This is a genomic window from Bacteroidota bacterium, from assembly GCA_016722565.1.
In the GTDB taxonomy this organism is placed as follows: Bacteria; Bacteroidota; Bacteroidia; order 2-12-FULL-35-15; family 2-12-FULL-35-15; genus 2-12-FULL-35-15.
Genome location: JADKIU010000002.1, coordinates 185,493 through 209,597, shown reverse-complemented (window position 1 = coordinate 209,597; position 24,105 = coordinate 185,493). Strand labels below are relative to the sequence as shown.

The window sequence follows — 24,105 nt, the reverse complement described above, 5'->3', positions numbered from 1 at the left end:
TTTATTTCGTTAATTCAATATATCCATTGATGTTTCTATCTTGGAATTTAATGATGAAAAAATAAGTTCCATCCGGTACAATATTTCTTCCTCTACTTGCTTTACCATCCCATCGGTTGGAAGCATTATCATAGCCTACTGTTTGCCATACCTTATCACCCCAACGATTGAAGATATACACTTCATTTTTCGGATCGATGGAGATACCATCAATGTGCCAATAATCATTTATTCCGTCTCCGTGAGGAGTGAATCCAGAATAATAAACAATATCACATTGCCCGTTTGGATCAACATTCACAGTTACTGTATCAGAAGCCGAACAACCAGAAGCATCTGTAACAACAACGGTATATAAGGTTGTACTTGTAACGGTAACAATCGGATTTGATGCAGTTGGATTACTCAAACCGGAAGAGGGTGACCACAAGAAAGACGTTCCAGTTGTTGCTAAATTTAGATTCACCCCAAACCCCGGACAAACAGTAATAGGTGCTCCCGCATCTACTGTAGGATAAGGAGCTACTGTTATCATCAATGGTAAAGGCGCACTTTTACAACTTCCTGTTAGTCCATGATTAAGGACAAAGAAAGGATAAGAACCGGGAACTGTTATGGGTGCACCTGAAAAATAATCGTAGGTAGTGCCGGGTAATTGCACATTGATATTGGAGGATAATGCAGTATCATTATACCAGTAAACATCATAAACAGAAGAGTTCGTATAGGGAGATACAACCTCACCTACGCATATATTCTGACTAGGAAACAAGGAAGCAAGAGGTGCCGGTGGACTCACATCAACATACAGTGTATCTTGAAAAATATTACTACAAGGAGGTGCTGATGTATATCGAATAATCACATAACCGGCAAAAGTAGCTCCGGAAATATCAACAACACCGGTAATCGGATCAACATCTGCAGCGGTCATTCCGGCCGGCTGTGTCATCATTGTAAATGTTCCACCGCCAGCGGCAGGGAAATCTGTAACCAGTGCAAATGAATCGGCTGTACAATAATTGAATTGACCATAATCAAAGAATGGACTTGCATTCGGGAGATTCATAATGTAAACAGAATCCACGATAACACATGCTACTGTTCCAGTGTCTACAATGGTTACATAATTCCAACCGGTGCATAACGAATCCGCAATCAAACCTGTTTCTCCGTTACTCCATGTAATACTGGCGATACCTCCACTTTCAATAATAACCTCAGCTGCATTCGAACAAGTTGTTGCAGAAGGACAACCAAAAACAGTTTGTTGGATATCATAAATCACAGGCCCCGGCACATACACATTATATCCCGTCATACAAGCTCCCGCAGTATTTTCATTAAAATATAAATAATAATTGCCTTCAAATAAACCGGTAAATGTATAAGGAGCAGTTGAAAAAGCAGGTGAAGTATAGGTTGCTACTAAATTACCATCACTATTATACAAAAATAATCGTGTCCAAAATAGAAAAACCTGCATAAGCAATGATTGAGCCATCAGGGGTACTGTTACATCCTGCAGCTAATCCGGCAACGCCAAAAGGTTTTGGACAACATTCCATATGTGCATCAAAAACATAATCTTCATCGCCCGAACAATCAAAGGTAGAAACCAATGAACCAGATTCGCCATCAGCATAATTTAAAAATCGAATGCTTAAATCATTTAAACCCATCGCACAATTAGCAGCAGTTTGGGTTCTTACAGTAAAACAAAATGTCCAAATGGTTGCGAAAGTTCCATGGTCACCTAAATTATTTGTTGGATTGTTATCCCCTCCAATATCATAAAAGAAACCGCTAACGGTATCACTTCCTATATCCAAATTATTGAACCATTTCCATTGCCCTGCAAAATCAGCCGAATCAGCTGCATCGTAAACGGTTAAGGTTGATGCATCCCAACCACTTCCTAACAAAGGCACCATTCCATGAAATCCATTTCCAAATAAGCCATTGTAACCTATCACTGAATAACAAAAACCGACCGTTGTATCCGGAGGATATGCTGCATTTACAGGGAGAGGATAGGTATTTAATACAGATTTTTTTGAGCAATCGGCACAGATACTTTTGCTTTTAATTGATAAGGCAAAATTTCCATCACCGGTAGCTAAACCACTTGCTATTTGCAAATAGTATTTTACCCCCAATGTAAGCGGTCCAAATTCCATTGTATGCAAGCCGGAACCCGATCCAATGGAACATTCACGAGGAATCAAACCAACACATTCTCCGGTAAGCGCTTCATAAATGGCAACATATGAATCTTGCAAGGGTGTAACAGTTAAGCCCTGAACCTGTATTTCTACATGTGTTTCGGATGCATTGAAAGAATACCATACATCACGTAAAGGAGCTCCTGAGTAGCACGACATTAAATATCCACTCAAAGAATCGTTGGTGGCACCAATGGTTGTTCCTGTTTGAGTAACCGGAGAACTGTAAGCAATACCTGAACTTGAAGAGCATGGAGGCGTTGCGAAAGGCAATAACCCTAAATCAGTGGGAGTGCATTGAAAATCGCTGCCTTGGGCCTCAATAATTTTTGAAGTTGAAATAAAAGAAGTAAACAGGGTAAAAAAGAGTAGCTTTTTAATCATTTCTTGCTTTAGTATTCTACGGAATAAAAATAAGCATTTTTTGATTAAAATACACTTTTAGTCGACAAAAGATAAAAATGCAGAGGTAAACCGAATTTTAGTAAGGAATTTTAAGTCCGATAACGAGAATATCATCCACTTGATCAAGAGGTCCTCTCCATTCTTCAATGGTCTTGTTTAAAATCTCTTTTTGAAGCTCAATGGGTTCATTGTGCACTTGCATCAATAAATCACGGAAGTGGTTTGCCATGAATTTTTTTCCATTCGGCCCACCAAATTGATCCGCATAACCATCAGAGAAAATAAAAACAGAATCTCCTTTTTGTAATTGAATCGTATGATTTTTAAATTTTTTCTTTTCTTCACCCAAAAACAATCCGATTGGAAATTTGTCTGCTTTGGTTTGAATTAATTGGCCATCACGAATCAAATATAAAGGGTTATACGCTCCTGCATATTGTAATTCAAGGGTTTTAAAATCAACGGTACAAAATGAAATATCCATTCCATCTTTTGCTTGCGACTCTTCGTGTCCATGATGCAAAGTTTCGCTCACACCTTCATTCAATCGATCAAGAATTTCAGATGGAGTTGTACTATCGTTACTATTCACAACATGTTTCAAGAGGTTATATCCAACAATCGACATGAAAGCACCGGGAACACCATGACCTGTACAATCAACTGCAGCATAAAGGGACTTCCCGTTTTTTTCATCGAACCAATAAAAATCACCGGATACAATATCTTTTGGTTTATAAAGAACGAATGAGTTGGGCAGCACCCGTTTCACTAAACTTTCAGGAGGTAAAATAGCCTCTTGAATACGTTTGGCATATTTAATACTATCTGTAACATGTTTGTATAAAACCTCTAACTCTTGGTTTTGTGTTTCAATTTCTTCTTTTTGACGAACAACTTGTTCGGTACGTTCAATCACTTTCGCTTCCAATACACGTTCATTTTCACGCAAATCTTCACGCATTTTTAACAAGGCAGCACCTAACGTATCGTCTTTACTTAATGCACGATAGTGGGAATCAAAGTTACCGGAACCGACTTGTTTGGCAAACTCGGTTGTTCGTCCCATCCCATCAATAAGGTCGTTCAAGGCGAGTGACATCTCCCCGATTTCGTCATTTCTGTCTTTAATTCGTTCGGTAGGTAACACTCCTCTACCCATCATCACCAATATTTTTTTCAACTGATGAATTGGTCGTACAATGGTTCTAACTGTGAAAATTGCAATCAGAATTGCACCAAAGGGAAGAATAAAAAACAACCAAATTACAATCCGCTGTAAGGAAGAAAACGACTGCAACATTTCATCCGAATTAGTGGATGCGTTTGCATTCTGTTTATCAATTAAAATACTTAAATTTTCATTGATTACTTTAAACTTTGAATCTAAATCTTCGAACGGAATTTGCGCTAAAAACTTGATATTTAAGTCATTATACGTTTCAAATGAATTCAAGGTTTGCATTACATCCTCATCGTAGCTTTTAAACATTTGCTCAACAAGTGCAAGAATTCCTTCAATACTTTCTTGCTCGTCTTTACCCCAGTTTAGCGAATATTTTTTAATTTTTGTTTTTAAAGCAGGATACTCTTCATTGATTAAAACACGCAATTTCTTTTTATCAATAGCATCGTCACCGGTTTGAACATAAAACCACTTTGTGATTAAGAACTTAGAACGAATTAAAAGGTAGTTTAATTCTTTAAGGGAAGCAACGGAAGGATTATAAATTTCCGTTACCTGATCCGTTTTTTTACGACTGTCATTTAGTGTAACATTGGTCAGCCAAAATGCTACAATTACCAAAAGAATGATTACGCCAAAGCCTAATCCGATCTTTCTGCCAATTGTAAATCTTAACTTCATAAAATAATGATGGGTATTGGTTTATCGTACGATTACTTTCCTATTTGCTCTAATTTTTGTTTAAACTCATTCGATTTCTCTTTTTCATTTAAACTAAAATAGATCCCCGATAAACCCAACAATGTTTCTTTCCTGTTTGGATCAAGAGAGTATGCTTTTTCCATAAAAGGAAGAGAGGCTTTAAATAAGTTAATTGAATTATCCTGAACATCATTTAAGGCTACGATATCCAAATCATAATCGGATTGATTAATTAAATTAACAGCTTGGTTATAGTATAAAATACCCATATTGTAATTCGCATTGATGTTGTTCGGATCAAATGACAATGCTCGGTTATAAGCTGCTTTAGCAAGATTTAAGAAATCAACTTTCCCTTTTCGGTCACCTTCATAAATTCGTGTATAAACCGTAGCAATGGCATTGGCAAAATCAATTTCTTTTTGTTTGAAATTTGAAACAGAAGGATCAACAAGTAAATAATATTCTCTAAAAATATCAAAATTTCTAACTGCAATTTTGTAGTCAATTGTATCTAAACTAGCAGCTGCATCATTGTATAACGTTGTAGCCAAATACTTAATATTCTTGATATTCTCCTGAACATTTTCTCTGGTGGTATCTATCGAAAGCGACTTTTTAAACGACACCAACGCTTCAATTCTGGCAGTCGATTCCTTGTTCCCTTTTTCTTTTTGGTTATAAATGGTTTTATAAACAAATCCACGAATGTACCATGCTTGTCCATCTTCTTGTGTTTCAGGATGAACCACAGCTGCATCAATATTTGCTTTTGCGCTATCTAGTTGATTTTGTTGCAAGAACGTATACGCAGCAGTCACTCGCGACTGCTGAGCATTAGAAATTGCTGCCAGTAAAAGCAGAAATCCTAAAATAATTGTTCTTTTAATTTTCAACATTAATGTGTAAATATATAAAAAATAAATTTATTTGACCTGTACCGACATCTCCACGAGTGTAGACGCCACTTTAAGCTTGTATTTTTCAATGTTTGATCGATTCAATTCTATCTTCTGCTTATTCCCGTCAACAAAAAAGTTGATGGCTGAACCTTTCGTTGCCAAACCGGATTTATCGGTTACAATCAAAGCACTCTTACCCTTCACCTTCCCTAATACGTCAGGAAGCTGCGAAGAGTTATCAGAAAGTATATAAATAATATGACATTTTGCACACTCGGCAGGAGTTGACACCGTTTTTATCTCAAATTTTTGAGTTCCAACAGTCTTGGAAGTCGCCATTTTATTGAGTTCATTCACCAAAGGGATGCTTGTGCCCAATACCCCAACAACAAAATTACCTTCTTTGTAGGCTCCTGGCCACTCGATGTATTTTGTGAAATTATAGATGTAAATCGCTTTGATTTTAGCATTCGCCTCTTCAGATTGGTCAGCAGGAACCATCATCCAAGAGGACAAAAGTACCATCGAAACAAATATGAAGAGTAGTTTTCTCATTTTTATACTTTGGCTCAAATCAAATTATAAGCCATCTTTTTTCGCTAAAGTGCAAATATACGATTTTTTGATTAAAAATCCACCTTTTTGTCGTGATAAAAATCACAATTTAGACGTAGCAAAAAGTAAAAAGTAAAAATGCCCAAAAAATTCCTGAATTCAAGAACTTTCGGGGCATTTTTAAGTATGTCGGATTTACCTTTTACAAACCAGCTAAGGCTTTATCTTTCGGAAACTTAACAGTATAAGAAATGATTACCTTTTTTGTTTCTTTAGGCTTTAAATTAAACTTCCAGTTTACAATTCCACTCGTCTCATCCAACTCTCCTCCAGATGATTCTGCCAAGGTTACAACAATCTCTTTTGTTTGAGAAACCGGAATTTGATCTTGCAAATTGAAAACCGATACAGAAGATTTGGTGTTTCGAATCGTGATTTCATAGGTTACTGTTTTCACTTTATCTTCACCAATCAATTTTTCTTTCGTTTTATCCTTTTGTTTCACTCTCGTAACCACCATATTTTTATCTCTACCCAATGTCAAATCGAGGGTGTCTGACAAGTTCGTTGGATCGATATACGATTCACCAACAAACGTTCCGTCAAAATAGATATTTGCACTTCCTGCAGCCAGATTTAATTCATCCCAATTTGTAATTTTCGCAACCAAAAAGGCATCTTTATCGATTTTGGGAGCAGCAAAATGAATATAATTTGCAGGAATTTCTTTGGTTTGAACCGCAACAAAATGTGTTTTACCATCACATGGAATATTATATGCCAATTTGATATCGTACTCAACGGTTGTGATATTTTCCTCGGCAACCGTAAAATCTGCCGCAGTCATTGCATCTACTTCTGCATTAACTGAAGTTGGTGCATATGAACCGGAAGCCACCTTTGATAAATCCTCATTTTGTCCTTCCGAACGTTTTCTTTTGTAATCGTATGCATACGGATTATAATAATTCAACCACCACGTATTTAAAACAGGTTTTACATTACTTTGATTCGGACTTGCAGTTGAAAGGGTTAGTTTAACGTCATTCCAATCGATTCCTGTATTCTGATACACTTGTGCTTTATATGTCAATTGCATATTTCCTCCAGCACCTTTTGCACGTAAATCGTAAGAGGGTGTCCAGCCTGCATTTTGCAACATATAATTGATGTTCATCGTTCCGTTTGTTGCAACGTCCGCAGAAACGGTGATAATAACTCGATAATTAGTAACGTCCATGACAACGTCTCCGGTATTTGCATTATACGTTTGCAATGCTAATAAATCAGACTGCATTCGTTTTTTCTTCACATTCACCCGATACTCTTCCTTTTTTAATTTTAACAATTCTGAATTAATATTATTTAATTTTTCTCTTAAAAAAGCGAGTGCATCTTTCACCAGATTTAAAGTGTCTTTTTTTGTCTCCCCTTTTATTATTCGATTATTCAACAAGGTGGTTTTTTCGATATTTAAAGCTGCTTGTTTAGTAGCTATTTCTTCTAAATCGAAATCAATCATCACAATTGAATCTTGCAACATTTTTATTTGCTTTAAATTTTTTGGATTCTTTGTTACATCGATTTCTTTTGGTTCAGGATACTTGATACTATGTTGTACATCCATAATCACAAAGTTTCCGAACCCACTTGCTTGAATACTTCTTGCATCAATGGTTGATTCTAATCCTTCAAAAACCAATGTTGTTATTCCCGAATTAATATTTACCAAAGAGCTTCGATAAATCTGTGCACCTTGTGTAAAAACAGTTACATTTTCAATTTTTGATTTGATGTTTTTCTCTGTAGATCCATTTGCTACAGCTGAATGATGACTTGCCAGCAATGTTATAAATGCGGTTGCAAGAATCGTTGATTTTAGTGTTTTCATACTATTATGATATTAAAGATTTAACGTATTTCATTTATAATTCGAAAGGAAGATGCAACAGAAATAAAAATTCCATAACAAATTATAAAATGCCTATTTTTGTAATTACGCTATATGCAGGCTTCTCAATTAAATAAACTTGACGATTTGCAACTGGTTGCTGAATTCAAGCAAACCGGAAACAATATTTATGTAGGAGAATTACACCGCAGATATACACACCTAATATTTGGTGTATGCATGAAATACCTTAAAGATGAAGATGAGGCTCAAGATGCATGCATGCAAATTTTCGAGAAACTTTTAATTGATTTAAAAAAACATGAGGTGCAGCAATTTAAAGCCTGGCTTCATATGGTTTGCAAGAATTTCTGCCTGATGCAGCTTCGTTCAGGCGCATCCAAACTAAAGCGTACAAAAGAAATGCAAAAAGATTTGGCATCGTTTATGGAATCGGATACTGAACTGCATCTTACAATCGAAAACACAAAAGAAATGCAATTAACCTTCATGGAAGAATGCATTAAAGGTTTAAATCAAGAGCAGAAATTATGTGTTGAATTGTTTTTTTTACAGGAAAAGAGTTATCAAGAAGTTACGGAACTAACCAGCTTTAGTATGAATAATGTAAAAAGCTACATTCAAAACGGAAAACGAAATTTAAAAATTTGCATTGAAAATAAGAGTGCAAAAAAATAATGAATAACAACTTAAAACATACCATCCATTCACAATCCGATTGTCTTTCGGAACAACAGTTATTTGACTACATCGATGATAAATTGAGTCAAAAGGAAAGACATGTGATTGAAAAACATTTGCTTGATTGTGAATTATGTGCTGATGCTTTAGAAGGATTGGAAATCACAAAAGACAGAACTCGCATATCACATATCAAGGGACTTATCAATTTACGCATTGCCGGCACATCAAAAAAAGAAGCAGTTGTAGTTTCTTTTAATTACAAAATGGTATTTTCTATTGCGGCTGCTATTGCGCTACTGGTTGTTGGTGTTTTCTTTTTTAATAAAATTAATTTAAAAGAGGCATCCATGAGTGATTTGGCAGAGCTAAAAGAAGAAAGTCCAGCTCCCCCGCCACCACCACCCTCTTTTGAAGCTGAACAGAATAGCACTGGAGCTTCGGATGAATCGGCACCAGGAACAGGCATATCTTCATCAGAAATCAGTAAATCAACTCCAGCCAAAATAATGGATAGCGAAGTGGCTTTAGCTGAAGAAGAACAGTTCAATCAAACCAACAAAGTGAATCAAAACGGAAACGGAGTGGCGCCTGTTGAAAGTGTTGGCAGCGCATCAGGCGTGTATGATGTTACCATTTCTAATAACAAGAGAGACGATGCAGTAGAGTCCATTGCACTACCAAAAGCAAATGCCCCTGAACGCGAAAAAAATGCACAATTGGACGATTCAAAAAATTTGGAACAAAAAACGGTGGTTACTACCAGCAATACATTTTCAACACCAACCACAACAACAACCACAACTGTCGTAATACCTGACCAAAAACAACAGCCTGCCAGCACAACGGATAGTCGCAAATCAAAAAATATTGAACCCGTTGAATTGGCAAAAAAATCAGAAAAGGTTGGGAAATACAGATCAGAAGGAAAAGCAAAAGACAAAGTTGTAACAAAAGAAAGCGCTGATGAAGATGCAAATTATGGAGGTGTTAGTGGTTATGAACCACAAAGTGTAAGTCAAGATGCAGAAGGATTAAAATCAGAAGTGACTATTGGTGCAGTCATTGAAAAAGTAGTTACAGACTCCATCTCGATGCAAGAAAAACCTCTTATCACGGAGATGATGCCCGAATTTCCAGGTGGACAAGATTCGTTACGAAAATTTTTAGCGAAAAATTTCAATTACGATAAGGCGTTGTATAAAGCCAATCCTCCTGCATCCAATAAAATATATGTCCAATTTACCGTTGGGGAAGACGGAACGGTGAAAAATCCTAAAATTCTAAAGGGAATTAATACGGTATTGGACAATGAAGCACTTCGGGTTGTAAAAATGATGCCGAAATGGAAACCAGTTGTTCAAAACGGTAAAAAGGTATCTACAACCATGAACTTACCGATAAAACTGGAGTTCAAATAAGTCGCTTATTAACAAGAGTGACTTAATAACCTTTCATTCTTCATCGTTTAATCCCCTTTTTTACAAAGTACATTTGGGAAAACGTTGCGATGCGCCCGAATAATCATTTATCCTTTAAATATGCTCTTCCGCTGCTTTTACTATTTGCAGTTTCGATAGGTGCATGTCGTTCCGGTAAAGATGCAACTTCATCGCATACCTCCTCCTCCTCTACCAAATCAAAAAAAATAACAGAAAAATACGCTACACTTCTCAATGTGAGTGAAGGCAAAATTGAGAACATCAAACTCTACTCCTTTATAGACGAATGGTATGGTGTTCCATACAAATACGGAGGCAAAAACAAAAACGGAATCGATTGCTCCAACTTTACAGCAACACTTTACTCAACAATTTACGGTAAGTCCATTTCAGGCTCCTCAGCATCGATTTTCGATCAATGCAAAGTGATTTCAAAAAGTAATTTAGAAGAAGGCGACTTGGTATTTTTCAAAATTGATGGAAATAAAATTTCGCACATTGGCGTGTATTTACAAAACAACAAATTTGTTCATGCTACCACAAAGAAAGGTGTTATGATAGACGACTTAGATGAAGACTATTATAAAAAATATTATTACAAAGCTGGACGACTGAAATAGGATAGCAATATTGGTTTTTATAAAAACAAACAACTTATGAATGATCGGTCTTGTTCACAAATCAGAATCATTACACGCATAATCGCACTTGCTTGCATCGCAAGTATGCTATTGTCGTATAAGCTTTGGCTGGGTGAACGCAACTTTCCTTTAAGTCCGGTTTTCGACTTTCTTCCACCAATAAATCACCCTTTTGATATTATTTTGTTTTGCCTCACACTTTTGTCGCTCATTGCAATTGTGCTTTTCAGAAATCCACAAAAGCCGATTTTTGTTTTTTTAATTTGCGCGACACTCTTAGCCATTTTAGATCAGAATCGATGGCAACCATGGTTTTACCAATACTTTTTAATGTTTTTTATTGTTTCATTTTTCAATTACAGATGTGATGACACAAAAAAACAGCAGGCAATCATCACTATTTTTCAATTGATGCTGGGTGCTATTTATTTTTGGAGTGGACTTCAAAAATTAAACCCTCAGTTTATTACAGATACATTTCCATGGTTAATGGAACCTATTACAAATCATCTGAAAGAAGGCGCTATTAAACATTTTGAATGGCTGGGAAACATGTTCCCACTTATCGAAACGTTAACCGGAATTGCGCTTTTTCTATCACCTACAAAAAAAGCGGCCGTTGGTGTGCTCTTCCTTATGCATGTTTTTATATTAATTGTATTAGGACCATTGGGACACAACTATAATCCTGTTGTTTGGCCATGGAACATTGCAATGATGGCTTTTTCTTTTATACTGTTTTTCAACAACGAACTGATAACATTTCAGCACATAAGAAATATGTGGCACTATCATTCCATAAAAATTGTAGCCGCGTTATTTATTTTAATGCCTTTGTTTAACTTTTTCAATCTTTGGGATTCTTATCTTTCTCACAATCTATATTCCGGAAATACGAGCGGAGCAGTCATCTATATTTCAGATGCTGTCGAAGCAAAACTTCCGCAACATATCAAACCCTATTCGATTGGAGAACTCAATCAGAATCAAATCACAATTAAGTATTGGTGCATGATGGAGCTCGGAGTGCCTGCATACCCTGAAAAAAGAAATTTCGTTCAGGTTGCAAATACATTTTATCAGTATGCCAATGATTCGTCAGAAATATATTTTATGTTTACTCCTAAATTGAAATTAAACGAGTTATCTAAAACACCATAAAAGGGAGATCGCCATGGGAAAAAACATCATTATCTTTTCGGACGGAACCGGACAAAAAGGTGGCAAAAGCTACAATACAAACATCTACAAACTCTTCAACATGATTGAAGACCGAACGGAAAATCAAATTGCTTATTATGATGCAGGTTTGGGGACAGGCATGGAAGGTGTTGCAGGACTGATTGGCGGAAGGGGGTTTTCAAGAAACATGTTGGACTGCTACCGCTTTTTATTTGAAAATTTTCAAGCAGACGATCATATCTACCTGTTTGGGTTTAGTCGCGGGGCTGCAACCGTAAGAAGCTTATCCGGGTTCATCCATTTATTCGGCATTCTTCCCATTTCAAGAGCCGACATTATAGAAGAAGCGTTTGACATATACAAGATTCACAACAAAGAGCGAAGAGAAGAAAAAGCGAAAGAATTTATAGCAAAACATCATACCATGTGGTGCAAAATTAAATTTTTGGGTGTTTTTGATACTGTAGCAGCTCTAGGCTTACCGAACAAATGGATAAGCACACTTTTAGATAAATTGTTTCCACATAAGTTTCATTCGTTTGAATTGAGTGATAGTGTTGAATATGCACGCCATGCACTCTCAATAGATGATGAACGAAAAACTTTTCATCCTGTTTTATGGAATAAATTGAAAGAAGATCAACCGAAAGACAGACTAAAGCAAGTTTGGTTTTGTGGAGTTCACACCGATGTTGGCGGAGGTTATAAAGAAGAGGAGTTGTCAAATATCACTTTAAAATGGATGATGCACGAAGCTACATCCAAAGGATTACTCATTTATTCAAAGTCGCCCGAATATCAACGTTTTTTAGCAGCAGCAAAAAATCCTGAAGGAATGATGCACAATGAGCAAATCGGATTTGTTGGAAAATTATTTAGACGTGAAAAAAGAAACTGGCAGGAGAAGACAAACGGCAAACTATGCATACATGAAAGTGTTTTAAAAAGGACAAGAAACCAATCCAATGAAACTTCACCAACGTATTCGTCATGGATTTTAAGCTATGATTCGAAAGAGGTGGAAATTGACAACTAATTTTTGTACATTCGTTTGAAAAATCAATTGTAACTATTCACTAAAACATAAAACAAATGATCTTAATTGCAGCCTCTATGTCTTTACTCGTAATTGTTGCGGGTATGTTTTTATTAGCAAAAACTCAAAAAGAAAACCTTTCAAATTTATTTAAGTATGTTTCTTACTTTGTTATTCTGGTAGGCTTCTTGAACCTTTTCGGAGGAGGAGCAATTTTTATGGCAAAGAAATTTATGAAACGCGGGGCCGCACAGCATGAAAGCCATTGTAAAAAAGACAATGATTGTCACAAAAAGAAAAAACACAAAAAAGCATGCAGTGGGATGAATGAGTGCGAAGGTGGTTCAGAAGAAATGTGCATTGAAAAACGAATCATTATCAACGGAGAAGAAATGAATGAAGAAGGCATGAAAAAAGATTGTTGTAAAGATAAAATGGTAAAGAAGGATTCAGTAGTGATAATGAAGAAATAATATTTTTCTAACAGAAAAAAGCCACCCTAAAAAAGGGTGGCTTTTTTCATTAATTATGAATCTATTATTTTACAATTATTTTTCTAGATGCAACTTTTCCTTTTGCTTGTATTCTCAGCATGTAAATTCCCGACTGCAGGTTTGATTCAAACAGATAGAATGCTCCTGTTTCAAAGGATATATTTTTTTCAATCAATTTTTGTCCATTAGCAGAATACACAATCAGCGATACATCTTTTATTCCGACAAAAGGATTTTCAACAAACAAATTACCAGAAGATGGATTAGGATATAATCTAAATTGCTCATTGGATACAATAGTTTCTGAAATTGAAGTTGCATTTTCATTCAGTCGAATAATCTGTTGATATAATGTCTCAGAATCAAAACTATCAAAGAGTCCACCAACTAAAACTTTATTATCAGATTCAATTGTAATATCATTTACAAATGCTGCAGGAGATGGCATTCCAATTCCTGCTGCAAAAGTATTATCGATAGTTCCATCTGTATTTAAACGGACTATTCTATTTGGCCCTGTAATACCAACATTATACATTGATGAAGTGAATTCTCCACCCACTAAGATTTGATTATCAGTTTGCACAGCAATCGCTTTTACAATTGCATAAGGATATAATGGTGGAGTGAAAGTCAAGTCACGAGAACCATTAATATCTAACCTTGCTATTCCTGTAATTAATTGTCCGTTATGATAATTAAAATCACCAGCTACCAATACTTTTCCATCTGCTTGAAGTTCCAAATCATAAGCTGTACTTATTCCCATTCCCGAGAAACCAGGTGCATTATTCATAGAAACATCATAAGGCCCGCTAGGCGAAAGCAGTGCAACATTTCCACATGTTGTTCCATTAAACGAATTAAATTTCCCTGCAACAAGAATTCGAGAATCAGGGAGAACAAGAAGATCGAACACATTTAAATTAAAGCCTGTGCCAATATTAAAAGTAGTATCGAGTGACCCATCACTATTGAACTGGGTTATGTGTGGTTGACTTGATCCATAACAAGTAAAAAACTCACCTGCCGCAATAACCTTATCCCCAGTGTGCAATTCAATAGCTAAAACAGCTCCATTAATTACACCTGGAGGTACATTAAAAGTATTATCTACTGAACCATCAGGAAGTAATCTTATAACAAAACAACATCCTGTACTATTATAAGATACAAAATTTCCGCAAACAATAATTCGTCCATCATTCATAAGAATAATGTCACGAACGGTATTGTCTGGACCTACTCCTCCCATATTGAAGGTTGTGTCAACGGTGCCATCATAATTAAGGCGAACCAGATTTTGTTTACCAGAACCTGCATAATTGAAAAACCCTCCACCTACCAAAATTTTCCCATCCGTTTGTTCAACAATTTTATAAACAACTACGTTAGGCGGCACAGCCAAAAATGAATAATCAATTAAAGGAGATTGCGCTTGAATTATTTTAGAAAAGCAAATAAAACAAACTATAAGGTAGAATCTTTTCATGAGGATGGAGATTTTAATTCGGGTTCATGTACAGGATGCATTCTCTTTTAGAATAGTTGCATTGCCAACTATTGAATAGAGAAACTATCCAAACATTTTTCCAGGATTTAATATCCCATTCGGATCAAATACTTTTTTAATATTTCGTTGAATTTCTAATGCCTTTTCCGAAAAAACAAGATGCATGTATTCCTGTTGTACCAAACCGATTCCATGTTCACCACTAATTGTTCCTCCTAGTTGTTTACAAATTGTAAATATTTCAGCAATCGCTTTTTTAATGTAGTCACCATTCCATTGTTCATCGGTTAAATCACCTTTTATCAATCGAATATGAAGATTTCCATCTCCTGCATGACCATAACAAACCGTTTTAAAATGATACCGCTCCCCTACTTCTTTTACTCCCTTCACCAATTTGGGAAGTTCAGCCCTTGGAACCACAGTATCTTGTTCTTTGCTGATTGCATTATTTTTAACAGCTTCATTTATACCACGTCTCAACCGCCACAATTCATTTTTTTGAGCAGCAGATTCAGCAAAAAGAATATCCGCAATGTGATATTTATTCATTAATTCCGCAATGGCTTCCATTTCTTTCATCAATACATCCAAATCATTTCCATCCACTTCAATAAGTAAATGTGCTTGAATATCATCTTCTAACTTTACGACATTACTTTGCACATACTTGCTCACCCAATCCAATGCATCACGTTCCATCAATTCCATGGCACTTAGGGTAAATCCGGCTCTAAAAACTTCACTCACTGCTGCACATGCTTCGTCCAAACTTTTAAAGGGAACAAGCATTAATAAATCGTATTTAGGAAGCGGTAATAATTTCACAATGATTTTTGTTACGACACACAATGTTCCTTCACTCCCCACCATCAATTGTGTTAAATTATATCCTGTAGAATTTTTAAGCGTATTGGCGCCTGTTTCAATAATTTCTCCTGTAGGCAATACAACTTCTAAATTCAAAATATAATCTTTTGTTGTTCCATATTTCACACACTTAGGACCTCCACTACTTTCTGCAACATTGCCACCTAAAAAGCAACTGCCTTTACTTGCAGGATCGGGCGGATAAAATAAACCTAATTCCTTCACAGCATTTTGAAAAACTTCATTGATTACTCCCGGCTCAACAGTTGCTTGTAAATTACGTTCGTCAATTTTCAAAATTTGGTTGAATCGTTCCATTGACAAAATAATTCCTGCATAAATTGGTAAAGCTCCCCCACTCAAACCGGTACCGGCTCCGCGAGCAGTAACTGGTATTAATTCTATATTTGCAAGCCTTAGTATTTCAGATATTTCTTTTGCGGTTTTGGGTTTCACAACCACTTCGGGTAAAAAAACAAGCGACTCCGTCTCATCATGTCCATAATTGTTTAAACTATCTGTGTCAACTAAAACATAGTTTTCGCCAACTATTTCCTTTAGTTTTTTAAGAATCAATGGTGTTATTTTATTATAATTCATATCTGTTTTAATAATTGTATCCATTTACCCAACCGCTCATCACTTTTTTGCTGTTTCTTCAAGTGAATTTTGCTATTTTCGTTCCAATCAAAATTAAATAAATAAAATGATTATGAAACGACTTTTTATTATCGCTTTTACACTCTTGTTTTCAGTTAACCTGAATGCACAAAAAAAGAACATTACACTAGAGGATATTTTTAAAACAGGAACATTTACAGCAAACAGTGTATATGGACTTGTTTCTATGAAGGATGGACTTCATTATTCGACAATGGCTGGCGGTAAAATTTTGCAATATGAATATGCCAAAGCATCTGATCCGGTAGTGATAATTTCAGAGGCTGACCTCAAAATAGATGGCAAATCAATCAGTATCGATAGTTATCAATTTAGTCCGGATGAAACAAAAATGCTTCTAGCATCTGAAACGGAACAAATTTATCGTCATTCTACTCGAAAAAACTATTATGTATATGATAGAAAAACAAAAGTAGTAACTCCGGTAAGCACGGGTGAAAAACAAATGTATGCTACCTTTTCACCTGACGGTAGTAAAGTAGGCTTTGTGAGAGGAAATAACATCTACATCAAAGACTTAACTTCTGGTAAAGAAACACAAGTAACCAAAGACGGTTTGCACAACAATATCATCAATGGTGCAACAGATTGGGTACACGAGGAGGAGTTTGCATTTTCAGTTGCCTATTTCTGGAGCCCTGATAGCAAAAAAATTGCCTATTATAAATTTGATGAAAGCAAAGTAAAAGAATTTTCGTTTGACGAATTTAACAACCAACTTTATCCTTCTGCTTATCAATTCAAATATCCTAAGGCTGGAGAGGACAATTCAATCGTAACCATTCATACGTTTGATTTAGCCAGTGCTTCCGACAAAATAATGGATATCGGGAAAGAAGTAAATCAGTACATTCCTCGAATTAAGTGGACAATGGAATCCAATACCCTTTCAATTGTTAGAATGATTCGTTATCAAAATAAATTGGAATTATTATTTAACAATGCAACAACCGGTGAATCCAAAGTTGTATACACCGAAAGTTGTGATACGTATATTGACATTCACCAGGCACAAGGAGATTATGTTTATTTTACGGCAGACAAAAGTAGTTTTATCATTACGCATGAAAAAGATGGGTTTAACCATATTTACAGGTATGATATGACCGGTAAATTATTGAATCAAATCACCAAAGGGCATTGGGATGTTGTCAATTTCAAAGGCATTGACGAAAAAACAAAAACCATTTTTTATACCGCTTCTGAAACAACGCCAACTGAAAAGGACATCTACTCTATTAAATTGGACGGCACCGGCAAGAAGAAGATATCTACAGAAAAAGGTACGCATGCCCCTGATTTCAGCAACGGTATGAAGTACTATATCAATTTCTTTTCAACCGCAAACACACCTACTTTTATAGCTATTTACAACGCACAAGGAAAACAAATACGTGTGCTTGAAAATAATGACGCATTGGTAAAAAAAATGGCGGAATTTGACATGAGTAAAAAAGAACTCTTTATGTTCAAAACATCTGAAGGAATTGAGCTAAATGCATGGATGATGAAACCATCTAATTTTGATCCCACAAAAAAATACCCTGTATTTTTAACATTTTATGGTGGCCCGGGAAGCAATCAGGTAAACAACTCCTTTGCAGGAAGAAATTATTTCTGGCACCAAATGTTAACCCAAAAGGGATACATTGTTATGTGTGTGGACAACAGAGGAACAATGTATCGTGGAAAAGCATTTAAGCATAGTACCTACAAACAACTTGGAAAATTAGAAGTAACTGACCAAATTGAAACAGCTAAATATTTAGCCACATTACCTTATGTTGATAAATCCAGAATAGGAACATGGGGTTGGAGCTTTGGCGGCTATTTAAGCTCACTTTGTATTACCAAAGGAGCCGATTATTTTAAAACAGCAATCGCTGTAGCACCGGTTACGAATTGGAGGTATTACGATAATATCTATACTGAGCGTTTTATGAGTTTGCCACAAGAGAACGCAAGTGGATATGATGATAATTCGCCTATCAATCATGTAGATAAATTAAAAGGCAAATACTTGTTAATTCATGGAAGTGCAGATGATAATGTGCATTATCAGAATACGATGGAGATGATAACTGCCTTAGTGAAAGCGAATAAGCAATTCGACTTGTTTATTTATCCGGATAAAAATCATAGCATTTATGGAGGAAACACTTCTTTCCACCTGTACACAAAAATGACGGACTTCATCTTGAATAACCTTTAATCTATCGACAATAAACCGCTGTAAGGCAATATGAATGCATAAGAGTTTGTACTTTATGCTAATTTATATATATTCGCAGGGTTCAATTAATAAATACTATAAAATATATGTCTACAGCAACAGCTAAAAAGGGTCACCCAAAAGGATTATGGGTATTATTTGGAACAGAAATGTGGGAGCGATTCAACTTTTATGGAATGCGCGCAATTCTTACTTTATTCTTGGTAAACTCACTAATGATGAAAGAGGAAGATGCTTCCTTACTTTATGGTGGTTTTCTTGGTTTATGTTATTTAACTCCGATGTTAGGTGGATTTATCTCTGACCGTTTTTTCGGAAATAGAAATTGTATTATGTTGGGTGGGGCAATGATGGCTGCCGGACAGTTATTATTATTTTTTAGTGCAAGCGTTTTTTCTACAAATTTGGGGTTAGCCAATACATTAATGTGGACAGCATTGGGGGTGATTGTATTTGGAAACGGATTCTTTAAGCCGAATATTTCAAGTATGGTTGGAAGTTTATATCCAAAACAAGAAAAAAGTAAACTAGATACAGCCTTCACTATTTTCTATATGGGTATCAACTTAGGAGCTTTTTTAGGTCAAACCATTTGTCCTTATATTGGTGATGTTGAAGTTGGTGGAATTAGAGATGTACATGCATTCAAATGGGGCTTCCTTGCTGCATCAATTGCAATGATTGTTGGAACCTTGGTTTTCTTCTTCTTAAAAAACAAATATGTAGTAACTCCTGAGGGAAAACCGTTAGGAGGATTACCTTCTAAAAATGATCATTCAGATTATGAAGAAGGAGAAGCACAAAAAGCTGTTTTCTCTACAAAATCTTTGATCATTGCAGTTATTTCTTTTATTGCTTTATTCTTCCTTTTCCGTTACATTCTGGATGGAAATAACTTTATCAAAACATTAATTTATCCGATTATCTATGCTAGTGGTATTACGTTAGCTGGATTGATTATTTCCGATAGCTCATTAACAAAAGTAGAAAGAGACCGAATCATCGTAATTTATATCGTTGCCTTCTTTGTTATCTTCTTCTGGGCAGCATTTGAGCAAGCAGGATCGTCACTAACGTTTATTGCAGATAACCAAACGGACTTAAATTTCTTTGGATGGGACATGCCGGCTTCCATGGTACAAGTATTCAATGGGGTATTCGTATTTGCATTTGCTTTGCCATTTAGTATTTTATGGGACAAACTAAGAGCAAAAGGGAAAGAACCAATGTCTCCAATGAAACAAGCCATCGGATTAGCATTGATTGCTGTGAGTTATTTCATTATTGCGAACAATGTAAAAGATTTAGGAAACAGTGGTTTATTAGGAATCAAATGGTTGATTTTACTTTATTTGATTCAAACCTTTGCTGAGCTTTGTCTATCACCTATCGGCTTATCACTTGTGGGTAAATTATCTCCAAAACGATTCGCATCTTTATTATTCGGTGTGTTTTTCCTATCCAATGCTGCCGGATATGCTTTAGCAGGAACACTTGGTTCCATTTTACCTAACACTGGTGATAAATTTTTAAAAGCGACTGAACTAGGTATTAACTTACAAGATGTATTGGATAAAAAAGTTGTTCCTACTGCAGAACAATTGGACATCTTATCTAAGAACCACATTAGTGCAGAAAACCCTGTATTTGTAGGATTTGAAATCCACAATTTGTACGAATTCTTTATGGTATTTGTTGTTTTAACAGGTATTGCAGCCATTTTACTATTCTCATTAAAACCGGTATTAAAAAAGCTAATGCACGGAGTACAATAAGAATCTTAATTAATCACAAAAAAGGTCAAACATTGGTACAATGTTTGACCTTTTTGCATTAAAACGCTACCTTTACTCAACTAAAATTAAAGTCATGATTAAAAAAATACTTTTCGCTTTAGGAATTGCAACAATTGTGGTTATTGCTCAAAGTTTTATTGACAAAGCCATGATTGAAAAGGATGAAACAGCCGGACCAGTAAAATGGTATACATTTGAAGAAGCTGTAGCCCTTCAAAAGAAAAATCCCAAGCCTATAATGGTAGACATCTATACCAGCTGGTGCGGGCCTTGTAAAATGATGTCAAAAAACACCTTTGGACACCCTATTATTGCCAAATATCTGAATGAACACTATTATCCTGTTAAATTTGATGCAGAAACGCGTGATAGCGTTAAATTTAATGGATATGTATTTGCGAATAAAAATCCGGAAGGAACACCACGACCGGTTCACGACTTTGCTATATCCATACTTGAAGGCAAACTCTCCTATCCATCCGTTGTTTTTTTAAACGAAGACATCAAAAAGCTTCATACAGTAGTTGGCTACTACAAAGCCGATCAATTTGAGCCATATTTGAAATTCTTTGGAAGTGGGAAATATAAAGATACAAAATGGGAGGACTTTCTAAACACCTTTGTTGCAGAGACCAAAGAACCAGAGCCGGCTACTTTTCCGGGTAAATAATCGAAATAAATCGCTGAATTCATAACTTTTATAGACTAAAATCCGTATTAAAGTTAAAATTTGTAACTTAGTGCTTGATTTATGAAAACTGTAGAGAATATGATGAACTTGAAATCTAAAATACTTCAAGTATTAGAGATGAAGAAGTTTACGTATGCTGATTTAGCATCGTATCTGAACATTTCCGAGTCGGAATTGGATTATGCCCTTGAAAATAACACCCTCGAAATACGAACACTCGAATTAATTTCGAAAGAATTACGAATCCCTTTATATAGCTTTTTTCGTGAAAATTTTGAAGGGTTTGATTTTGAAAAAGAGCCTTACTATAACGTAAATATTTGGAGTAAGGAAGAAGCAAAATTTACACTTGAATTAAAAGCACTCCGCCAAGAAATTGAAGAATTGCGTGCGGAAGTTCGTCAAAAAGATTTATTGATTGATGCTTTAGAAGCACAGATTATAAAAAAATAGATTTCCTAATATCAACCATTGAATGCTGATTTTCTTTAGAATCAGCATTTTTTTTGAAACTAATATCGGATAAAATAAAATATGACAAACGAAGAAAAGATAAATCTCATCGGGCAGAAGATGTTGATTTTATCAAACAATTTAGATAAATACCATCAAGAACTCGCTGCTTTAAAACAACAATTAGAAGTACTTCAAAAAGGTACAACGGAACAAAAAATCAGTATTCCACCTGTTGTAATTGTCCCGGAACCTAAAATTGAAATCGTTCCTGAAATCAAAAAGGAAGTGATACCAGAAGTGAAAGAGGAAACGCCTGTTGTGAAACTAGAACAACCAATTGTCACTCCTGTTCAGCAACAATACATTCCACCTATTACACCCAAACCAAAATCTGATTTTAATTTTGAAGCATTTGTGGGTGGTAAACTAATTACCATCATCGGTATCGTAATATTGGTAATTGGATTAGGGATTGGTGTTAAATATGCCATTGACAACGACATGTTGGGGCCACTCGCACGCATTGTACTTGCTTATGTAGCAGGAGGAATTTTGTTATTTATTGCATTGCGCTTAAAACCCAATTATAAAGCATTTAGTGCAGTATTACTTAGTGGCGGGATGGCTTCACTCTACTTTACCACTTTTATCGCTTATAGTTTATATGGCATGTTCGGACAAATTCCGGCATTTGCTATTATGGTTGTATTTACCATGTTCACAGTTTATGCGGCCACGGTTTACAATTTACAAGTAATCGGTATTATTGGACTGGTTGGTGCTTATGCTGTTCCGATGCTCTTGAGTGATGGATCTGGAAAGGTTGAAGTGATGTTTTCGTATATGGTGATTGTGAATATTGGAATCCTGTTTTTATCCTTTAAGAAATATTGGCAAGTGCTCAACCATCTTGCCTTTGGCTTTACGTGGTTGATTTTTTTCATATGGATGGTAACCAATTATCGCTTTGAGAATTATTCTAAAATCTCAATCATCTTTTCTTCCTTGTTTTTTATAATTTTTTACATGAGCAATATGGCTTATAAAATTATTAAACAGGAAAAATTTAGTGCGTGGGATGTGATTCGCATTGTTTCGAATAGCTTCATTTTTTTCGGAATAGGATATGCAACTCTTAACTACGAGAACACCAACGATTACCTAGGCGTATTTACAGTTGCCAATGCACTTGTTCATTTCGTTTTTGCATTCATCGTATTCAAAAACAAACTACTTGATAGAAAACTATTCTATTTATTAATCGCACTTGTATTAAGTTTTATCACAATTGCGGTTCCTGTTCAACTTGAAGGTGATTGGGTTACATTATTCTGGGCAACAGAAGCCGTTATATTATTTTCTATCGGAAGATATAAAGGGATTCGTTTTTATGAATGGATGGGTTATTCGATGATTCTGTTAGCCATATTAAGTCTATTACAAGATTGGACAGTGATAGCTGATTCGTATCGTTATTATCCTGAACTATATGCTCAATCTACACCTTTTGCAAATATTTCATTATTTACTTCTGTATTTGTGATTATGATGCTTGGCACTATGATCTATGTGAACAAAAAGAAGCCGCTAGTTGATATAGAAACTAAAAAATTCTCTATTTATTCGTTTACAGAATATGCAATGGGCATCTCACTCTTTCTTATTACTTATTTCACCTTTAGCAATGAGCTATCTTTATATTTTGAAATGCTTTATAATAAGTCGCTCATCAAAGTACCATCCACTGAAGCATGGGCAGATCCAGGTGCAATTATGGAAATCCGTGATTATTCGACACTTAATATCAAATCAGTGGTTCTTGGAATGTACAATCTCCTTTTCTTTTCCGGATTTTGCATGCTTGTCATTTCAAAATTCAAAACAGATGTAGTACGTTGGACATGCTTAACTCTCAACCTCTTTATTGCCATCGCTTTTATTACAGAAGGCTTGAGTAACCTGGGAGCACTCGACCATTCTTTACATATAGAGACAGAATATTACGTATTAAATACATCTTTAACCTATCTGCGTTATGTTTCTTATGCTTTATTTGGACTATTTCTCTATGTAAATTATAGATTATTAAAAACAGAAACCTTTCAACGATTTACAATTTCAAAAATTTACATCGGAGCAATTGTCCACTTCTTCATATTGGTCGTTTTGAGCTACGAGCTTGTATTCTTGCAGGAAGCACGAAATAGTGTATATCACTATTACGCAAACAATACAGTATACAAACTTGGTTTTACGGCATTGTGGGGAGTATATTCTTTTGCAATGATTGCTATTGGGATGTATAAAAAGAATCAAATTATGCGCATTTCAGCAATTTTGCTTTTTGGAATAACATTAATAAAATTATTAACGTTTGACACATGGGATTTATCAACAGGATATAAGGTTATTGCATATATGCTTTTGGGAGTTATTCTTTTAGTTGTAGCATTCTTGTATCAAAAATTTAAAGGTTTTATATTCGGAGAAGAAAACAAATAA

19 protein-coding genes are annotated in these 24,105 nt (G+C 35.4%); 11 read left to right on the top strand and 8 right to left on the bottom strand.

The features are described from left to right. Nucleotide 1: 1 nt before the first annotated feature. From IPP64_06265 to IPP64_06240, 6 genes are all read right to left on the bottom strand, one after another. Nucleotides 2-1,486, bottom strand: coding sequence for a gliding motility-associated C-terminal domain-containing protein (locus IPP64_06265; protein ID MBL0329013.1), 1,485 nt, complete (start codon nucleotides 1,484-1,486; stop codon nucleotides 2-4). Continuing rightward, nucleotides 1,446-2,609: a hypothetical protein gene (locus tag IPP64_06260; GenBank protein MBL0329012.1), complete on the bottom strand. Its 1,164-nt coding sequence runs from the start codon at nucleotides 2,607-2,609 to the stop codon at nucleotides 1,446-1,448. Before IPP64_06260 ends, IPP64_06265 begins: the two co-directional genes overlap by 41 nt. A gap of 97 nt (nucleotides 2,610-2,706) precedes the next feature. After that, the gene (locus IPP64_06255) at nucleotides 2,707-4,497 is read right to left on the bottom strand and encodes a SpoIIE family protein phosphatase (GenBank protein ID MBL0329011.1); all 1,791 of its coding nucleotides are present in this window, start codon (nucleotides 4,495-4,497) and stop codon (nucleotides 2,707-2,709) included. 32 nt (nucleotides 4,498-4,529) lie between these two features. After that, on the bottom strand, nucleotides 4,530-5,417 hold the full coding sequence (locus IPP64_06250; protein ID MBL0329010.1) for a tetratricopeptide repeat protein: 888 nt from the start codon (nucleotides 5,415-5,417) through the stop codon (nucleotides 4,530-4,532). Nucleotides 5,418-5,444: 27 nt separating this feature from the next. After that, entirely contained in the window at nucleotides 5,445-5,975 is a 531-nt protein-coding gene (locus IPP64_06245; protein MBL0329009.1) for a YfiR family protein, read from the bottom strand. A 202-nt stretch (nucleotides 5,976-6,177) separates the two neighbouring features. Next, the gene (locus IPP64_06240; GenBank protein MBL0329008.1) at nucleotides 6,178-7,866 is read right to left on the bottom strand and encodes a DUF4139 domain-containing protein; all 1,689 of its coding nucleotides are present in this window, start codon (nucleotides 7,864-7,866) and stop codon (nucleotides 6,178-6,180) included. A gap of 114 nt (nucleotides 7,867-7,980) precedes the next feature. On the opposite strand from IPP64_06240, the gene IPP64_06235 reads away from it, so the two are divergent. From IPP64_06235 to IPP64_06210, 6 genes are all read left to right on the top strand, one after another. Beyond that, complete coding sequence (locus IPP64_06235; GenBank protein ID MBL0329007.1) at nucleotides 7,981-8,565, top strand: sigma-70 family RNA polymerase sigma factor; 585 nt, start codon at nucleotides 7,981-7,983, stop codon at nucleotides 8,563-8,565. Continuing rightward, nucleotides 8,565-9,989: an energy transducer TonB gene (locus IPP64_06230; GenBank protein MBL0329006.1), complete on the top strand. Its 1,425-nt coding sequence runs from the start codon at nucleotides 8,565-8,567 to the stop codon at nucleotides 9,987-9,989. Before IPP64_06235 ends, IPP64_06230 begins: the two co-directional genes overlap by 1 nt. 89 nt (nucleotides 9,990-10,078) lie before the next feature. After that, on the top strand, nucleotides 10,079-10,630 hold the full coding sequence (locus IPP64_06225; GenBank protein ID MBL0329005.1) for a C40 family peptidase: 552 nt from the start codon (nucleotides 10,079-10,081) through the stop codon (nucleotides 10,628-10,630). A gap of 36 nt (nucleotides 10,631-10,666) precedes the next feature. Next, nucleotides 10,667-11,812 (top strand): hypothetical protein, encoded by a 1,146-nt coding sequence (locus IPP64_06220; protein MBL0329004.1) that lies wholly within the window; start codon nucleotides 10,667-10,669, stop codon nucleotides 11,810-11,812. 13 nt (nucleotides 11,813-11,825) lie between these two features. Further along, nucleotides 11,826-12,869 carry a DUF2235 domain-containing protein gene (locus tag IPP64_06215; GenBank protein ID MBL0329003.1) on the top strand — a complete coding sequence of 348 codons (1,044 nt, stop codon included), beginning with the start codon at nucleotides 11,826-11,828 and terminating at the stop codon, nucleotides 12,867-12,869. Between the two features lie 77 nt (nucleotides 12,870-12,946). Beyond that, the gene (locus tag IPP64_06210; protein ID MBL0329002.1) at nucleotides 12,947-13,342 is read left to right on the top strand and encodes a hypothetical protein; all 396 of its coding nucleotides are present in this window, start codon (nucleotides 12,947-12,949) and stop codon (nucleotides 13,340-13,342) included. 64 nt (nucleotides 13,343-13,406) lie between these two features. Here IPP64_06210 and IPP64_06205 read toward each other — a convergent pair whose 3' ends face one another. Continuing rightward, entirely contained in the window at nucleotides 13,407-14,855 is a 1,449-nt protein-coding gene (locus tag IPP64_06205) for a T9SS type A sorting domain-containing protein (protein MBL0329001.1), read from the bottom strand. Nucleotides 14,856-14,939: 84 nt separating this feature from the next. Then, the gene (locus IPP64_06200) at nucleotides 14,940-16,346 is read right to left on the bottom strand and encodes an FAD-binding protein (GenBank protein MBL0329000.1); all 1,407 of its coding nucleotides are present in this window, start codon (nucleotides 16,344-16,346) and stop codon (nucleotides 14,940-14,942) included. Nucleotides 16,347-16,452: 106 nt separating this feature from the next. On the opposite strand from IPP64_06200, the gene IPP64_06195 reads away from it, so the two are divergent. The 5 genes from IPP64_06195 (at nucleotide 16,453) to IPP64_06175 (ending at nucleotide 24,105) form a co-directional block, all read left to right on the top strand. Next, entirely contained in the window at nucleotides 16,453-18,639 is a 2,187-nt protein-coding gene (locus tag IPP64_06195) for a S9 family peptidase (GenBank protein ID MBL0328999.1), read from the top strand. A gap of 107 nt (nucleotides 18,640-18,746) precedes the next feature. Beyond that, nucleotides 18,747-20,435, top strand: a complete 1,689-nt coding sequence (locus IPP64_06190) for a peptide MFS transporter (protein ID MBL0328998.1) — start codon at nucleotides 18,747-18,749, stop codon at nucleotides 20,433-20,435. Nucleotides 20,436-20,529: 94 nt separating this feature from the next. Continuing rightward, entirely contained in the window at nucleotides 20,530-21,126 is a 597-nt protein-coding gene (locus IPP64_06185) for a DUF255 domain-containing protein (protein MBL0328997.1), read from the top strand. An 81-nt stretch (nucleotides 21,127-21,207) separates the two neighbouring features. Next, entirely contained in the window at nucleotides 21,208-21,600 is a 393-nt protein-coding gene (locus IPP64_06180; protein ID MBL0328996.1) for a hypothetical protein, read from the top strand. An 81-nt stretch (nucleotides 21,601-21,681) separates the two neighbouring features. Then, nucleotides 21,682-24,105: a DUF2339 domain-containing protein gene (locus IPP64_06175; GenBank protein MBL0328995.1), complete on the top strand. Its 2,424-nt coding sequence runs from the start codon at nucleotides 21,682-21,684 to the stop codon at nucleotides 24,103-24,105.

Excerpts from the sequence above, each read along its gene's own strand:
- IPP64_06250 (MBL0329010.1), bottom strand. The coding sequence starts at position 5,417 with ATGTTGAAAATTAAAAGAACAATTATTTTAGGATTTCTGCTTTTACTG.
- IPP64_06255 (MBL0329011.1), bottom strand. The coding sequence starts at position 4,497 with ATGAAGTTAAGATTTACAATTGGCAGAAAGATCGGATTAGGCTTTGGC.
- IPP64_06215 (MBL0329003.1), top strand. The coding sequence starts at position 11,826 with ATGGGAAAAAACATCATTATCTTTTCGGACGGAACCGGACAAAAAGGT.
- IPP64_06195 (MBL0328999.1), top strand. The coding sequence starts at position 16,453 with ATGATTATGAAACGACTTTTTATTATCGCTTTTACACTCTTGTTTTCA.
- IPP64_06220 (MBL0329004.1), top strand. The coding sequence starts at position 10,667 with ATGAATGATCGGTCTTGTTCACAAATCAGAATCATTACACGCATAATC.
- IPP64_06225 (MBL0329005.1), top strand. The coding sequence starts at position 10,079 with ATGCGCCCGAATAATCATTTATCCTTTAAATATGCTCTTCCGCTGCTT.
- IPP64_06235 (MBL0329007.1), top strand. The coding sequence starts at position 7,981 with ATGCAGGCTTCTCAATTAAATAAACTTGACGATTTGCAACTGGTTGCT.
- IPP64_06210 (MBL0329002.1), top strand. The coding sequence starts at position 12,947 with ATGTCTTTACTCGTAATTGTTGCGGGTATGTTTTTATTAGCAAAAACT.
- IPP64_06190 (MBL0328998.1), top strand. The coding sequence starts at position 18,747 with ATGTCTACAGCAACAGCTAAAAAGGGTCACCCAAAAGGATTATGGGTA.
- IPP64_06185 (MBL0328997.1), top strand. The coding sequence starts at position 20,530 with ATGATTAAAAAAATACTTTTCGCTTTAGGAATTGCAACAATTGTGGTT.
- IPP64_06205 (MBL0329001.1), bottom strand. The coding sequence starts at position 14,855 with ATGAAAAGATTCTACCTTATAGTTTGTTTTATTTGCTTTTCTAAAATA.
- IPP64_06245 (MBL0329009.1), bottom strand. The coding sequence starts at position 5,975 with ATGAGAAAACTACTCTTCATATTTGTTTCGATGGTACTTTTGTCCTCT.
- IPP64_06240 (MBL0329008.1), bottom strand. The coding sequence starts at position 7,866 with ATGAAAACACTAAAATCAACGATTCTTGCAACCGCATTTATAACATTG.
- IPP64_06180 (MBL0328996.1), top strand. The coding sequence starts at position 21,208 with ATGAAAACTGTAGAGAATATGATGAACTTGAAATCTAAAATACTTCAA.
- IPP64_06265 (MBL0329013.1), bottom strand. The coding sequence starts at position 1,486 with ATGCAGGTTTTTCTATTTTGGACACGATTATTTTTGTATAATAGTGAT.
- IPP64_06260 (MBL0329012.1), bottom strand. The coding sequence starts at position 2,609 with ATGATTAAAAAGCTACTCTTTTTTACCCTGTTTACTTCTTTTATTTCA.
- IPP64_06230 (MBL0329006.1), top strand. The coding sequence starts at position 8,565 with ATGAATAACAACTTAAAACATACCATCCATTCACAATCCGATTGTCTT.
- IPP64_06175 (MBL0328995.1), top strand. The coding sequence starts at position 21,682 with ATGACAAACGAAGAAAAGATAAATCTCATCGGGCAGAAGATGTTGATT.
- IPP64_06200 (MBL0329000.1), bottom strand. The coding sequence starts at position 16,346 with ATGAATTATAATAAAATAACACCATTGATTCTTAAAAAACTAAAGGAA.